This is a genomic window from Burkholderia sp. Ac-20344 (assembly GCF_017104975.1).
Classification (GTDB): Bacteria; Pseudomonadota; Gammaproteobacteria; order Burkholderiales; family Burkholderiaceae; genus Burkholderia.
This window is the reverse complement of record NZ_JAAGPP010000189.1, coordinates 1-14,258: the sequence shown is the minus strand read 5'-3', so window position 1 is coordinate 14,258 and position 14,258 is coordinate 1. Positions and strand designations below refer to the sequence as shown.

Annotated in this window: 12 protein-coding genes and 2 pseudogenes; 10 read left to right on the top strand and 4 right to left on the bottom strand. The window is 62.1% G+C overall.

Going from position 1 to position 14,258, the window contains the following annotated elements; all coding sequences use genetic code 11:
* Positions 1–136: 136 nt before the first annotated feature.
* Positions 137–1,145: pseudogene (locus tag G3N64_RS34860) on the bottom strand (IS3 family transposase); the annotation flags it as partial.
* Positions 1,146–1,685: 540 nt separating this feature from the next.
* On the opposite strand from G3N64_RS34860, the gene G3N64_RS34855 reads away from it, so the two are divergent.
* The 5 genes from G3N64_RS34855 to G3N64_RS34835 all read left to right on the top strand — a co-directional run bounded on the left by G3N64_RS34855 (position 1,686) and on the right by G3N64_RS34835 (position 8,485).
* Positions 1,686–2,321 (top strand): TagK domain-containing protein, encoded by a 636-nt coding sequence (locus G3N64_RS34855; protein WP_205788210.1) that lies wholly within the window; start codon positions 1,686–1,688, stop codon positions 2,319–2,321.
* A 112-nt stretch (positions 2,322–2,433) separates the two neighbouring features.
* Entirely contained in the window at positions 2,434–4,656 is a 2,223-nt protein-coding gene (gene tssI / locus G3N64_RS34850; protein ID WP_241021356.1) for a type VI secretion system tip protein TssI/VgrG, read from the top strand.
* 35 nt (positions 4,657–4,691) lie between these two features.
* Entirely contained in the window at positions 4,692–7,241 is a 2,550-nt protein-coding gene (locus G3N64_RS34845) for a hypothetical protein (RefSeq protein ID WP_205788209.1), read from the top strand.
* The gene (locus G3N64_RS34840) at positions 7,231–8,199 is read left to right on the top strand and encodes a hypothetical protein (RefSeq protein WP_241021355.1); all 969 of its coding nucleotides are present in this window, start codon (positions 7,231–7,233) and stop codon (positions 8,197–8,199) included. Before G3N64_RS34845 ends, G3N64_RS34840 begins: the two co-directional genes overlap by 11 nt.
* 31 nt (positions 8,200–8,230) lie before the next feature.
* Entirely contained in the window at positions 8,231–8,485 is a 255-nt protein-coding gene (locus tag G3N64_RS34835) for a PAAR domain-containing protein (RefSeq protein WP_205788208.1), read from the top strand.
* On the opposite strand, the pseudogene G3N64_RS40035 reads toward G3N64_RS34835, so the two are convergent.
* A pseudogene (locus G3N64_RS40035) lies at positions 8,376–8,633 on the bottom strand (hypothetical protein); the annotation flags it as partial. The gene G3N64_RS34835 and the pseudogene G3N64_RS40035 sit on opposite strands and share 110 nt — an antisense overlap.
* On the opposite strand from G3N64_RS40035, the gene G3N64_RS34830 reads away from it, so the two are divergent.
* Positions 8,572–8,757 carry a hypothetical protein gene (locus G3N64_RS34830; protein ID WP_205788207.1) on the top strand — a complete coding sequence of 62 codons (186 nt, stop codon included), beginning with the start codon at positions 8,572–8,574 and terminating at the stop codon, positions 8,755–8,757. The pseudogene G3N64_RS40035 and the gene G3N64_RS34830 overlap by 62 nt on opposite strands.
* Positions 8,758–8,905: 148 nt before the next feature.
* Here the strand turns inward: G3N64_RS34830 and G3N64_RS34825 are convergent, their stop codons facing one another.
* Both G3N64_RS34825 and G3N64_RS34820 read right to left on the bottom strand, forming a co-directional pair.
* Entirely contained in the window at positions 8,906–10,282 is a 1,377-nt protein-coding gene (locus tag G3N64_RS34825; RefSeq protein WP_205788206.1) for an ATP-binding protein, read from the bottom strand.
* A complete protein-coding gene (locus G3N64_RS34820) occupies positions 10,279–10,941 on the bottom strand; it encodes a response regulator (RefSeq protein WP_205788205.1) in 663 nt (220 codons plus the stop codon). The genes G3N64_RS34825 and G3N64_RS34820 overlap by 4 nt, the downstream gene beginning before the upstream one ends.
* Positions 10,942–11,173: 232 nt before the next feature.
* On the opposite strand from G3N64_RS34820, the gene G3N64_RS34815 reads away from it, so the two are divergent.
* The 4 genes from G3N64_RS34815 to G3N64_RS34800 all read left to right on the top strand — a co-directional run.
* Positions 11,174–11,527: a NirD/YgiW/YdeI family stress tolerance protein gene (locus G3N64_RS34815; RefSeq protein WP_205788204.1), complete on the top strand. Its 354-nt coding sequence runs from the start codon at positions 11,174–11,176 to the stop codon at positions 11,525–11,527.
* 55 nt (positions 11,528–11,582) lie between these two features.
* Positions 11,583–12,443 carry a MurR/RpiR family transcriptional regulator gene (locus tag G3N64_RS34810; protein WP_205788203.1) on the top strand — a complete coding sequence of 287 codons (861 nt, stop codon included), beginning with the start codon at positions 11,583–11,585 and terminating at the stop codon, positions 12,441–12,443.
* A 55-nt stretch (positions 12,444–12,498) separates the two neighbouring features.
* Positions 12,499–12,924 carry a GNAT family N-acetyltransferase gene (locus G3N64_RS34805; protein WP_205788202.1) on the top strand — a complete coding sequence of 142 codons (426 nt, stop codon included), beginning with the start codon at positions 12,499–12,501 and terminating at the stop codon, positions 12,922–12,924.
* Between the two features lie 192 nt (positions 12,925–13,116).
* A partial coding sequence (locus tag G3N64_RS34800; RefSeq protein WP_205788201.1) for a hypothetical protein occupies positions 13,117–14,258 on the top strand: 1,142 nt, incomplete at its 3' end.

Genomic DNA, 14,258 nt, shown 5'->3' with positions numbered 1-14,258 from the left:
GCATGATCACCGGTGCCTGTACGAACCCCTGGGGAATGTCCTTCTCGTAAAGGGCACTGGTGGACGCAAAGCTACACAAGCAACCTTCATCGTCGCTCCAACTACCGGACAAGGTGCAATGTGAAACCTACTCCTTACTTTGCGGGCTGCACACCGGCGTGGTCAATGGCTTCAGGCCGATGGCCACTGTGAACCGGCGCGTGTCGTCAGCCGTGTAGCCCGAACCGTTGTCGCTCAGCCACTCGATTTCGGACGGGGTATGCAGGTCGTTGCCAAATCGATTGTCCACTGCAGCCGGCATCACGTCGCGCACGATGTCGCCGCTGTGGCCTGCTGTCGTGGCCGCCCGGCTCATCGCCTCACGGCCACAGCAATCCAGCGCGAACGTTACGTGCAGTGGCTCGCCATTGTCGCAGCGGAACTCAAAGCCGTCCGACCACCACCGCTGATTGCTGCGCGCGACGGCCACCTTGCCGTCGTGTCGACGTTGGGGGGGCGAGGCGGAATCGGCCGACGCTGCATCAGCAACCCGTGCGTGCGCATGACGCGATAGATGCGCTTGGCATTGAACGGCGCCAGCCCAACCGCGACGCGCTCGTTGCGCAAGATGCCCCAAACCCGGCGATAGCCATAGCTGGGCAAATCGCCAATGACCCGGCGGATCTCCTCGACCGCGGCCGCGTCGTCGGTCTGCCTCGATTGCCGGCCATCGCGCCACGTCGCCGCACGCGCCAGTCGTGCCGATACGTTCGAGCGCGACGCGCCGAGAACTTCACAAACCAGTTTCACTGGTCGTATTCCGCCAGCGAGGGCGAGTGCGCTATCCATTTTTTTGCTCGGCCGTACTCGACTGCTTCGCGCAGAATCTCGTTCTCCATGGTCTTCTTGCCGAGCATCCGTTTCAGCTCACGAATCTGCTTGAGCGCGTCGGCCAGTTCCGAGGCCGGAACCACTTCCTCGCCAGCCTTGACCGCTGACAGGCTCCCACCCTGATACAGCTTGCGCCAGTGGAACAGCTGGTTCGGATTCACGCCGTGCTGGCGCGCGACCGTCGAAACCGATTTCCCCGGCTCGAACCTCTCGCGAACCATCGCCAGCTTCTGCTCCGCCGTCCGGCGCCGCTCCGGGCCCGTCAACACTTCCATTACTTGCTGCCAGGTGTTAGTCAAAGACACAGTCTTATGCCTGCCCGTTATTGTAAGTGGGTGACTGTGTCCGGCGTTTCAGGGGGCTGCTCCAGGCGTCCAGCACTGAGTCCGATGTGCTGGCAGTATGTCTTGTTATATCAAGAAATAAGGATACCTATAGATACGGGTAGGATTTATCTCGACTTGTCGTGTGGTTGATGCGGTCTGCTGGTTGTTGTTCTGCTGGTGTGAATTTGCTTCGGCGGACGGCGCAAGCCATCTGATGGAGGAGCGTCCAGAAGGCTGCAATATGTCTGAGCCGCCCGATCGGGTTCGCGTGAGGCAGCAAGTCACCTGCCGTTGTCCGCTTGAGCCAGCCCCGGTTGTGCAGACGTTGTGTGTGCAACTTATACGCGGAGCATGTCCATTGTCGCGACAAAAAAATCATGCCCTGTGATTTTTTCCAGGTTTTATTAATTTCGGACACGTCTTATGTAATTTTCCCGGTGTGTTCGGTAAATTCGACGCAGGAGAAATTCCGTTCGACGGAGATGAAACGTGAAAGACAATACCTCAGGAAAGGATGTCGCTCGCTTTGGCGATTCAACGGATCACGGCGGCACGGTTGTTCACGTCGCAAACAACATTATGCGCGGGGGATTTCGGACGCTGTCCATTGATGACGAACGCGGCGGTGGGGCAGTATTTGGCCTGCTTGGATCATCAGCGCGCCTTCGTGGCAGCGAGGCCCTTCGCCAACTCGATGACAATAACGATGCTGTGGAGGACGTAAATATTATTGCGTCACTGTACAGTCAATACCTTAGATTTCTCGATGATCCGCTTTCATTGGCCGAGTGGGCAATCCCTCATACACAGGAAGCCACTCCATCTGCGTTGCCCGTGCAGGCTGAACCGGGATTAGGTTTGCTCACTATGGTGGCGTTGCCGCCGCAACCGGTTAAGCCGGTTGCCAAGCCCCAGGGGATCACGGAGCTACTCAGGCCTCCGGTCAAACTTGAACAGCTGTTCGGCGACCTCAGTGGGGTACCGGACCTTTGTGAACCGGAGCAACGGAACGACGTGCTGGGTCTGTTCGCGCCTGCCGAATTCCTCGCTGCCGCATCACGCCGTGCTGCCCAGCGACCACCCGAACTTGACGCGACGCGAACATCATATGGTCGCAATGGATAGCCCCGTGTTCCTGCCGGTCGGGTTGTTGCCTGATAGCGAAACGTCCTGACGTGTCAGTCTGCATACGCTCGCCGAGTAGCCCAATACGATCCACCTTATTGTCGGCATCACCATGTCCAACGCGTTTGATGTTCAGAAGCTATATCCGGTCATGCAGAAATTCAGCCGGCCCCGAACGCTCTCTATTAGTGGGGCTGCCGTCCCGTTATCGCACAATGGCGAACCTGTATTGCACCTGGTTGCGATCGAAGGCGAGGAAGAACTTTCCAAAATCTACACCTACGATTTGGAGGTTAAAACCTCGCTCGACGCGGGATTGAGTGACGAAGAGGCGGCGAATCTCAATACGCTCGACATGATTGGGAAGGAACTGACCGTCACCATCCAGCTTGACGGGATGGGCACTTTTGCCCCTGGCATGCCAGGGGCGACCGGTGCAGCAAACATCGGACGCGGGTTACGCGAAATCAGCGGGATTATCACGGCAGTGAGTTTTGCCGGTCAGTCAAACCGCCAGAGTAGGTATCGACTCAAATTGCAACCGTGGATCGCGCTGGCTGAGAAACGCTCGGATTACAGGATTTTCCAGAATAAGTCTGTTATTGAAATCATTCACGAAGTGCTGAGCGGCCGCTACCTCTACTCGTGGGACATGCGGCTAAGCGCGTCTTATCCCGAGCTGGTCTATCAGGTCCAGTATGGCGAATCCGACTTTCATTTTATCCAGCGTCTAATGGAAGAGAACGGGATTTACTGGTTCTTCGAGCATTCAGATACCGTGCATCGCATGATCCTGGTGGACCAGTTGGGGGCACACAAGCCGGTTGACAGTGAAGCCTATCAGACGCTGTCGTACTATCCGCCAGGCCGCAGGGTTGACATGGAGCACATCGACAACTTTGATGCGACTGCGCGTATCCAGTCAGGTCAGTGGACCACGAACGATTTCGACTTCACCCGGCCAAGGGCAAATCTCGAGGCACAGATTCAGTTGCCGCAGAACACCTCGCACAATGCGCTTGAACGCTACGAGTGGCCCGGCGATTACACCGAACTGAAGGCCGGTGAGCAGTTTGCACGGATACGCATGCAGGAAATGCGTGCCCTGGGCGAGCGGGGCACTGGCGGTGGGAATGTGCGGAACGTCGTCTGTGGGACGACTTTTACGCTGGCGGGTTTTCCGCAAGCCGATGCAAACCGCGAATACCTTGTTATCCGGGCTCGGCTGGATGCGGCTGAACTCGACGGGGCAACCGATACCGGCGAATACCGGATTCGGACACGGTTTGAAGTGCAGCCGGCCACAACCGTTTTCCGTCCACCGCGCACGGTCAGCAAGCCGCGCACAACCGGCCCGCAGACAGCCATTGTCACGGGGGCCGACGGGAGCGAAATCTACACGGACCAGTATGGCCGGGTGAAGGTGAAGTTCCACTGGGACCGCTCGCCAGTACATGATCAGACATCATCCTGCTGGCTGCGGGTTTCCTATCCGTGGGCAGGCAACAACTACGGGACCATCAGCGTTCCGCGGGTCGGCTCGGAAGTGATAGTGGACTTCGAGAACGGCGACCCTGACCGGCCATTTGTAACGGGGCAGCACTACAACGCGCACAACATGCCGCCGTGGGAGTTGCCCGCCAATGCGACCCAGAGCGGCACGCTGACGCGCTCCACCGATCAGGGCGGCTACGAAACCGCCAACGCGCTGCGGTTCGAGGACAGGAAAGGCAGGGAGGAAATATGGTTCCATGCCGAAAGGGATATGCGAACCGAAGTTGAAAACGATGAATCGCATACGGTTGGGCATGATCGCGCGAAGACAGTCGGACATGATGAATCGGTGACGATTGACAACGATCGCACGGAAAAAGTCGGCCGAGGCGAACAGGTCGATATTGGTGTAGATCGTCGTCACACCATTGGCCAGGATGCGTTTCTTTCGGTTGGGCGCGATCACCGCATCCAGATCGGCAAGGATCGAATCGAGGAAACGGGCAACAATCGCAAGGACACCATTGCGGCCAACTTCCTGGTCACGACTGGCGGCAACGCCGAACACAAGGTGCAGGGGCGCCACCAGGTCGAGGCGGGGCAGGCTATTGAGCGAAAGACCCGTATCTACCAGCTACAGGCGGGCGACAAGGCTGAAATCATCGGCCCGGCCGGAAAGATCACGCTCGACGGTGAGGGCGTCACGATTGAAGGAGTCCGGATCAAGCTGAAGGGGCCGGTCCAGACCGAGACCGGCTGGGTCAAGAATGCCCTGGACCTGCGCTCAGACGTGAACAAGGGCGATCCGTTCACGCCGGACTACTTCCCGTTTTCAGGCTGACGCCTGCCGTTTATTCCATCAAGGAACCGTGCCTCGTGATTGTGACTCTCCCATTTGAAGACGATCCTTATTACAGCGCCCCGCAGCCAGCGTCTTACCCACAGTCAGCCAGTGCCGCGCTGAGTACGCCAGCACTTGTCCGCAAATATATCGATCTCGCGAAGCACGTCGCGGGAGGTGTATTCCCGGTAGGGCGCAACCGCTTCTGGCACGGCGGCGTACACCTGAGCGGAAAAAAGCCGGTGCGCGCGATCGCGGACGGTACCATCGTCGCGTTCCGACTGGATCGGGACTATATCGACAGCGAACTTGACCGGCAGATCAAGGCGGCCGCACCCGTGAAGGCGTCAGCGTCGAAAGCCAAGCCGCAGCCGTCAGCGCCCCGGCAGTTCAGCAGCAGCTTTGTACTGATACGGCACGAGTGCGAGGCCAATAGAGGAGGCGGTGAAATGCGGCCCGTGGCGGGCGTTTCGCAGGGTGTCAGCGCGAGCATCCCCAGATACATCGGGGCGCACTTCTACTCGCTCTACGCGAATCTGCTGCCGCAGAAGCAGTTGCAGAACAAGGCAGTCCTGCCGCCGTTTCTCACGACCACCAATACAATTGTTCCGGTTGCCGCGTTGCGCGGGGACGAAGTAACGGTAAGCGCGGTGATTGATGACGGGCACCACATGGTCAAGATCAGGATTACTGACATCAATACCCGCAACAGTGGCGAGGGATGGATCGAGCGCATGTATCTGGACGTGGAGCCAGGCGCTCCACTGAGGCCCGAGCAGAAAATCCGGCTGGGCTATCCCATTTCGTTCATGTATTGCTGCCATCCTACGGAAAAGCGGTGGATGCCGTTGGATCGCACCTTCTCAATGGAGTATCCGGTCAGGGCCGGACAGGTGATTGGTTACGCCGGGATAACGGACGGCGATCTTGGCCCGGTGGCGGACAGCTTCCACTTCGAGATTTTTACGGGCGAGAATAAGTTGGTGAAGCAGATGAAGCCGCTTGTTCCGCTGAACATTAACGACCCAAGTTCGTCGTACCAGGAATATGCGGATGGACAGAGAAGCGATGGTATGGGGAAGGTGTGGTTGACGCGGAATGCGACGCTGGCAACAGATGTTTTTTCAAGGGGAGGCAGATTATCCGCATCAAGCATGCAAGTGTTTCCAGCCGGCTCCTGCTTTTTTGGAGCGATACCCTGCGGGGTAGATGGAAAGAAGCCTGATTTGGTTAGCGACCTGATATGTTTCAAGCTATTTGGCATAAATGGAAGTACTTACTACGCGTACGCCGATCAAGCGAGGGCCGTAGCCGATGGGCGGGATTTTGTTCGCGATGCGTGGGTGACGTTGACTACTGACAGTGACTGGGTAGCGCGTGGATGGCAGACCTATGAGGATAGCGAACTGAATACGACAGACGATGGCTTCGTTGAGGACGACGATGCGGTCATGCAGAAAATCCTGTCTGCCGCACACAAGTCTTCTGCGAGCCTGAGTCTCGATGATCTTCATGCTGATGGCGTTGACGCGATCTTGCGCACCGCCGCCGTCCGGTTCCACACTGAATGGGACCGCAGTAACAACAGCAAGCGATACGACAAACTTCAGCAAGGCGGCCATCCGCCGCTTCCGCAACTATCCGACAGCCAGTTCAAGGCGTTCTTGCAGGATATTCAGCGTCAGCAGTTCTGGAGCGACGCGAAGGTACAGCAGGACGGTGTGAACAATGCCATGAAGCCGCTATCCACGCCGATGGATGCGAAGAACTGGCATTTCCACCCAGTGGGCTTCCTGGCTCAGATGCGGGAATGTCTCGCAACGGACGCAACGCTGTCCGAGGAGGCGTTCGAACTGGAAATCCGGCAGAGCTGGATAACCTGCCTGAAGCTGATCGAGAAGCGCCTCAAACAACTCGAACCCTGGGCGGACGCCAATGCCGCCATGCCTGATGCGCCCTCGGCGCGGGCGCCAGTCGTCAGGGAATATGCGACTCTGCAAACGATTCACAATGTCGCCCATCACGATCTCTGGTCAAACTTCGAATACTGGTTTGGCGTAACGCCCAATGACATCGCTGCCCCGGAGACGTTGCACGGCCAGCTTGCGGCCGCGCCTGCCGGGCATCACGTCCATAGCTACCTGAAAGGCATGCGGGAGTTCTTCCGCCATATATCCATGCAACGGGTGGTCAAGGGCGCACTGGGTTTTGAGGCAGGTGCCTATGTGCAGCCGGGGTTGTATCCAGCCAAGGCGCTCAAGCCCGCCCAATCAGGCTTCCGGATGGAATACGTCAATATCGCTTGCCAGTATGGTCCGTTCTTCCGAAGCTTTAATAACGGGGATCCGGTCGATCAGAACCGTATGGAAGTCCAGTTGCACGAGGTGGCGCATTTGCAGAATACCGCTCATGCCAAGGACCAGAAGATCGATGTTAACGGGGCACATGACCCTGGCAAATACAACGGAAAGACTGCTTATGGGGCACGCGCGGCACGGGTACTCGCCGAGTTCACGCCCAACAGGGCGTTAGCTAATGCCGAAAGTATTGCATTTTTTATCGAGAGCGCAAAGGATGAAACCTGACCGTCTGACAATGAACGGCGTTTGCACCATTATTTCTATTGGAGGGATGGTGGCGCTGCTCGGCTGCTCGTCCCTTGCAGAACAGCAAGCGGCGCCGCCTTCGAACCAAACTACGAAAAGTTCTATGACCGACAAGCAAAGTGGAAACCAGACGGGTGTCGTGCCGAATGAGCGGGTAACCTGGATCAAGAATCCGCTGATCACACAGATCAGGTTTCATGACGCAATTGTGCGCAATGACAGCGTCAAAATACGGTACTACACCACATACATAAATCCGAGCGATGGGGACGTTAAGACAACAGGCAAGCCCACGCCGGATGGTCCTGCAATGCGGTTGTATTCGGGGGGCAAGGAGATTAAGCCTGCTCCGCCTAAGTACAGCGGTATTGAGCCTTATGTCGCGGCTCCCCGGGACGAAGATATAAAGCGATCAACCTATGTGATGAAGGCAAAGGAGAAATGGGTAGGCGAGGTTGCAGACGAATTTGTGATCTTGAATACCCAGTTTCTTACTGGCACACACGTTTATGAAGTCGTCTACTGGCAAACCCAGCTCGACTGGATTGACGTGCGCGAGGTTCTGGACCGTACCGATACGGGCAAAGGCAGGATGATGTATCCGATCACGGATAACGCGCCGTCGAACCGCCTCTATTTCAGGGTCTACAAGCCGACCGATGAAGAAGCGCGTGAGGGGCGGCACATTGAATTCCTCGGCGAAGTGGATGCCCGTACGCAGGTTCCCGCGCTGCCGTACGCCCGTCCAGGCGACTACGCACCAAAGACCGGCTATTGGGCCGCGACGGGCAAGAGCATCGAACGGCTCGGCGGCTATCACGAAGTGTTCGTCAAGGAAGGGGATTCACTGCCGAACCTGCCGGGGGACCGGGGCGTGGACCCCTTCAGCTTCCAGTGGAAGTACGTGGGCGAACAGAGTGCCGCCGTCGGAAAGTAACGGCTGGTCTTTATCACCATCGGAGATTTTCATGCGACCCGTTGTGCTTGCCGGCCATCGCCATGTCTGTCCGTTGCATGGACCTGGGACTGTTATCAGCGGCACGGACAGCGTGACAGTCGGGGGGAGAAAAGTGGCCTGTGTCGGCGACTCTACGAGTTGCGGTGCAGTCATCGTCACCGGGGCCGTGACCACGTTTGGCGGCCGGGAGGTTGCCCGCGAGGGTGATACCACCAGCCACGGCGGCACGCTGGTCGAGGGCGATAACGGCTGGTTGCTTGATTGAGTGGAACAGGGAAAGCACGCCATGATTCAACTTCCAGGCAGGCATGCACCGGGCTCGCGACGGCGGACGTCGGATAGGCCGACAGCTTGGCGACGAACGCCGGATGCGTGAAGGCTGCGCGAAACGCTTCGGTCGATTCCCGGATCGCGTCCGCCGGCGATGTCGCGGACATGCCGTTGCCACTGCCCGACCATGACCTGACAGGCCGCCTCGCCGAAACCTCGACCGGCCTGCGGATCGCGCGAATCGTCGACGACAACCGAGTCGGGTAGTGGGCCGACCCGGGCTGGCGCATTTGCCGCGCAGGCTCGACAAATCCTTTCCGATCAATGGCTTGGTGCCATTAGTGGAAGGTTGTCCACAAGCTTGCCAACACAATCTGTGGAAAAGCCGCGCGTCGTGAGCCGTGCATCGCGCGCGTCAGGCCGGCAGCGGAAAGCGCACCGTGACGGTCAGCCCGCGTCCGCCGCGCGTGGTGCCGAGCGCGACCGTTGCGCGATGCTGTTCGGCGATCCGCTTGACGATCGACAGCCCGAGCCCGCTGCCCGACGACGTGACGGCCTGCGCGCCCTCGCCGCGATAGAAGCGCTCCCATACGTCGGTGCGTTCGGCTTCCGGGATCCCGGGGCCGTCGTCGGCGACTTCGAGCACGGGCGTCGTGCCGTCGATCCGCGCGGACACGTCGACGCGTGCGCCGTCGCCCGCATAGCGGATCGCGTTGTCGACGAGGTTGTTCAGCAGCACGCGCAGCGTGTCTGCATTGCCCGCGGCCATCACGGGCGTCGACACGATCGCGCCGAGATCGATCCGGTGCGCGTCGGCGACGCGCGCGCGATCCGACACCACCGACCGGCACAGCGCGGCAAGATCGACGGGCGCCGACGCAGAGGTGGCCGCCTGCGCATCGGGCTCGAGGCGCGCGAGCGTCAGCAACTGCTCGGCGAGGTGGCCGAGGCGCGTCGTGCCCGCCTGGATCTGCGCGAGGATGTGCTCGCGTTCCTCGGCGGTCGACGCGCGCCGCAGCAACTGCGACTGGATCGACAGCCCCATGATCGGCGTGCGCAATTCGTGCGCGGCATCGGCGATGAAGTGCCGCTGCAGCGTGAACGAGCGGTCGAGGCGCGCGAGCAGGTCGTTGATCGCTTCGGCGAGCGGACGGACTTCGTTCGGCATCGCGCCGACGTCGACCGGCTCCAGATTGTTCGCATTCCTGCGTTTGAGGCCGGATGCAATCGTGCGCAGCGGCCGCAGCCCCGCGCCGATACCGAACCACAGGCCGATCGCGAGCAGCGGCAGCATCGAGAACACCGGCCACAGCAGATGCACGGCGATGCCCGCGATCGCTTCCCATCGCGCATGGCGTGCCTGCGCGAGCCGGATCGTCGTGCCGCCGCGCTCGGTCACATAGGTGCGCCACGGCTGGCCGCCGACGTCGACGCTCGCGACGCCTTTCTGCGCGGGCGGCGGCAGTTTCGAATCGCGGTCGGTCGAATACACGAGCATGCCGTTGCGCCAGACCTGCAGCAGCACGGCGTCGGGGTCGCTCGCTTCGAAGCCGTGCTTGCCGTTGGCGCGGTTGCTGAACGACAGCTCGCCGTTCGGGCCGACGACGATCTGCTTCGACATGCTGCGCATCTGGTCGTCGAGCAGGTCGTCGAGCTCGCGCAGCGCGCCCCAGTAGGTGCCCGCACTCGCGACGAGGCCGATCACGCACGCGGCCGGCATCAGCCACGTCAGCAGGCGCCGCCGCAGCGACGCGTTGCGCCAGCGCGCGATCGCGCGTTGCACACGCGTCATGCGCCGTCCCCGATCCGGTAGCCGACGCCGCGCACCGTGCGGATCATGTCGTGGCCGAGTTTCTTGCGCAGGTTGTGGATGTGCACCTGCACCGCGTTGCTCTCGATTTCCTCGCCCCAGCTGTACAGCCGCTCCTCGAACTGCTCGCGCGAAATCACCGCGCCCGGGTCGCGCATCAATTCGTGCAGCAGCACGAATTCCTTCGGCGACAGCGGCACTTCGTCGTCATTGAGCCAGACGAGGTGCTTGACGGGGTCGAGGCGCAGCGGGCCGATCGCGAGCGTCGTCTGCGCGCGGCCCGCATGGCGGCGGTTGACCGCGCGGATGCGGGCGAGCAATTCGTCGAGTTCGAACGGCTTGACGAGATAGTCGTCCGCGCCGCTGTCGAGGCCCGCGATGCGGTCGGGCACGCCGTCGCGCGCGGTGATGATGATCGCGGGGAGGTTTTCGTCGCGGCGGCGCAGCGCGGCGAGCACCGACAGGCCGTCGCGGTTCGGCAGCCCGAGATCGAGCAGCAGCAGGCCGTAGCCGGTCGCGCGCAGTGCGAGCGACGCGGCGTCGCCGTCCTTCACCCAGTCGACCGCGAAGCCCTCCTGTTTGAGGCCCTGTTCGAGCCCGCTGCCGATCAGCGGATCGTCCTCGACGAGCAATACGCGCATGGATTCGTGTCTCTTCAACGGGGCGCCGCGGCGCCCGGGATTCCCATGATAAGCGCCCGCGTCTTAGGTGGAGCTTAAGCGCGGGCGGTGTGCGGCGGGCTTTCGGACTCGTCTGATGCGGCACCGTGTCGCTTTGGCGCGGCCTTCAGGTTTGCTTAATCTTACGGTCTGTAATCTGGGGCCGTCGCGTTCAACGGGGCGCGGCGTCACATCGAACAAGAGGACCGAGATCATGAAACACCTGGCCAGAATCCTGACGATTGCGCTCGCCACGCTGCCTGCTGCCGTCTACGCGCAATACACGGGGCCGTCCGCGTTGACCACGACCACCGTGAAGGAACTGCTCGCGAACGGCAAGGACGACCAGCACGTGCAGTTGCAGGGGCGCATCGTCAAGCACGTCGGCGGCGAGGATTACGAATTCGCCGATGCGACCGGCACGATCCGCGTCGAGATCGACCACAAGCTGTGGGCGGCCGGCCAGCCCGTCAGCGACAAGAGCGAAGTGAAGGTAACCGGCGAATTCGAGCGCAAATGGTCGGGCGGCGTGAAGGTCGACGCCGATCACGTCGAAGTGCTGCGCTGACCGGTGCGCGCGGGGCCGGTGATACCATGGACGACCGGTTCCCGTTCCCACCAAGATGGCCGCCAATTTCGACGAACTCGCGTCCCGGATCCGGGCGCAATTTTCCGAGCTGAGCCCGCAATTCCAGGCGGGCGCTGCCTTCCTGCTCGATCATCCCGACGAAGTCGCCACCTCGTCGATGCGCAAGGTCGCACAGCGCGCGCAGGTGCAGCCCGCGTCGCTCGTGCGGCTCGCGCAGCAATTCGGCTTCCCCGGCTGGAACGAGCTGCGCGACCTGTGCGTCGCGCGCGTGCGCACGCGCCCCGAGCCGCTCACGCAGCGGGCGCGCTCGCTCGTGCGGCCCGACGCGAAGGCGTCGCTCGCGCACGACCTGCTCGCCGCGCAGCAACACAACCTGTCGGCCACCGCCGCGCAGAACGAGCACGCGCTCACCGATGCCGCAAAACTCATCCGCAAGGCGTCGCACGTGCATGTCGCGGGGTTTCGCTCGTGCTATCCGGTCGCATTCGGTTTCGTGTACGGCTACCGGCTGTTCCGTCCGACCGTGTCGCTGCTCAACGGCGTCGCCGGTTCGCTCGAAATGGAGCTGCGGACGATCGCGAAACAGAGCGTGACCGTCGTCGTCAGCTTCGCGCCGTATTCGGCGGAAGCGACGCGCGTCGCGCAGGCCGCGAAGGCGCAGGGCAGCCGGATCGTCGCGATCACCGACAGCGCGGTGTCGCCGATCGCGCTGCACGCGGATGCGCAACTGATCTTCACGCACGACAGCCCGTCGTTCTTCCCGTCGCTGGTGGCCGCGCACGCGATGGCCGAAGCGCTGGTCGCGCAGTTGCTCGCGCTCGAAGGCAGCGATGCGATCGCCGCGCTCGAGCGTACGGAAGCGGAGCTGCACGCGAAGGGCGCTTACGTCGTTTGACGCGGTACGTGCGGCGTCAAGCCTTCCTCATTCACGATTCAAGCGGATTCAACCGATGACCCTCACATACGAGGTGACCGACGCGGGCGACGCGGACGTTCGCAAACAGATCGTCGCGCTGCTCATCCGGTTCAACGAAAGCCAGGCGGGCCCGAACGACTTTCGTTCGCTGGCCGTGGTCGTGACCGATGGCGAGGGCGCGGTGGTCGGCGGCTTGTGGGGCAGCACGGCGTATGGCTGGCTGCATGTCGACCTGCTCGTGGTGCCCGAGGCCGCGCGCGGCCAGGGCGCGGGCACGCGCATCATGGATCTGGCCGAAGCGGAAGCCGTCGCGCGCGGATGCCACGGCGCATGGCTCGACACGTTCGACTTCCAGGCGCGGCCGTTCTACGAGAAACGCGGCTATGTCCGTTTCGGCGAGTTGCCGGACTATCCGGTCGGGCACACGCGCATTTTCCTGACGAAGAAGCTCGCGGGCTGAGCGTCGGCGCCGCATGGCGCGGCACGGTTGACGAGGTCGCCGGCCGTCACCTAGGATACCGGGCAGCGATGCAGGTCGCTTCCGGGTCCGCGGAAAGGGTTAAACCCACCTGTCGTAGTAAATCCAGTCTTCCTCCTGTCCTTTGTGCTGGCGGTATTGCGGACCTTCGGCCACCCATGCACGAGGATTCGCATGAAAAAGCTGCCTCCCAGGGCCCATCCCGATCATCTGAAAAAGCAGGCCAAGGCATTGTTGCGCCTGTACCGGCGGGGTGACGCCGATGCCGTCGCGCGTTTTGTCCGGTTTCTCCCTGCTGCCGCGAACCGCGCGCACGACGAAGCACTTGCGCTCGGGCTCCGGCTGCACGACGCGCAGTCCTGCATTGCGCGCGAGTACGGTTTTGCATCGTGGGCCGATCTCGGTGCGTTCGTCGAAACGCAGGCGCTTGGCGGGCAACAGCGCTCGCAGCTGATCCGGCGCTGGCTCGACCTGGCGTACGGCGGCGGCGTGACCGGCGGCTACGATGCGCCCCGGCCGCGCGTCGCCGCGCAACTGCTGCTCGACCATCCCGATCTCGTTGCGGGCGATCCGGCAGTCGCATGCGCGGCCGGCGACCTCGACGCCGTGAAGGCGGCGCTGGCCGCCGATCCCGGCTGGATCGCGCGCGCCGGCGGCGTGCTGAAGCTGCCGCCGCTGGTCGCCGTCACGCATTCGCGGCTCGGGCAGATTCCCGGGTTTGCTGTCAGGCTGCGCGCCTGCGCGCGTCATCTGCTCGATGCCGGCGCCGATCCGAACCAGCGGATCGGCAACCGCTTGCCGCCGGCCTCGCTCGCCGCGCCCGACGAAGCGGGGCCGTTGTCGGCGCTGTACGGTGCGGCGGGCGTCAATCGCGATCCGGTTCTCACGGCCATGCTGCTGGAAGCCGGCGCCGACCCGAACGACGGCGAATCGCTGTATCACTCGGTGGAAAATCCGGCCTGTACGCGCCTGCTGCTCGAACACGGCGCGCGGGTGGGCGGGACGAATGCGTTGCGGCGCGCGTTCGACATGCGCGACGCGGATGCGCTCGAACTGCTGCTCGCGCATGGCGGCGACCCGAACGAGCCGCCCGGCGCCGGGCTGGCGCAGACCTGGGGCGCGCCGTTGTTGCGGGCGATCGGCGTACGTTGCTCGGCGCGCCATGTCGCCGCACTGCTGGCGGCCGGCGCCGATCCCGGCGCGCGGACCCCGACAGGCGTCAGTGCGTACCGGCTGGCGATGCAGACCGGGCTGTCCGACGTCGCGGCGCTGTTGCGTGCGGCCGGCGCGGAAGAGACGCTCGACGCGGAGGACGG

Excerpts from the sequence above, each read along its gene's own strand:
- G3N64_RS34805 (WP_205788202.1), top strand. The coding sequence starts at position 12,499 with ATGACCCTCACATACGAGGTGACCGACGCGGGCGACGCGGACGTTCGC.
- G3N64_RS34820 (WP_205788205.1), bottom strand. The coding sequence starts at position 10,941 with ATGCGCGTATTGCTCGTCGAGGACGATCCGCTGATCGGCAGCGGGCTC.
- tssI (WP_241021356.1), top strand. The coding sequence starts at position 2,434 with ATGTCCAACGCGTTTGATGTTCAGAAGCTATATCCGGTCATGCAGAAA.
- G3N64_RS34825 (WP_205788206.1), bottom strand. The coding sequence starts at position 10,282 with ATGACGCGTGTGCAACGCGCGATCGCGCGCTGGCGCAACGCGTCGCTG.
- G3N64_RS34815 (WP_205788204.1), top strand. The coding sequence starts at position 11,174 with ATGAAACACCTGGCCAGAATCCTGACGATTGCGCTCGCCACGCTGCCT.
- G3N64_RS34810 (WP_205788203.1), top strand. The coding sequence starts at position 11,583 with ATGGCCGCCAATTTCGACGAACTCGCGTCCCGGATCCGGGCGCAATTT.
- G3N64_RS34835 (WP_205788208.1), top strand. The coding sequence starts at position 8,231 with ATGCGACCCGTTGTGCTTGCCGGCCATCGCCATGTCTGTCCGTTGCAT.
- G3N64_RS34840 (WP_241021355.1), top strand. The coding sequence starts at position 7,231 with ATGAAACCTGACCGTCTGACAATGAACGGCGTTTGCACCATTATTTCT.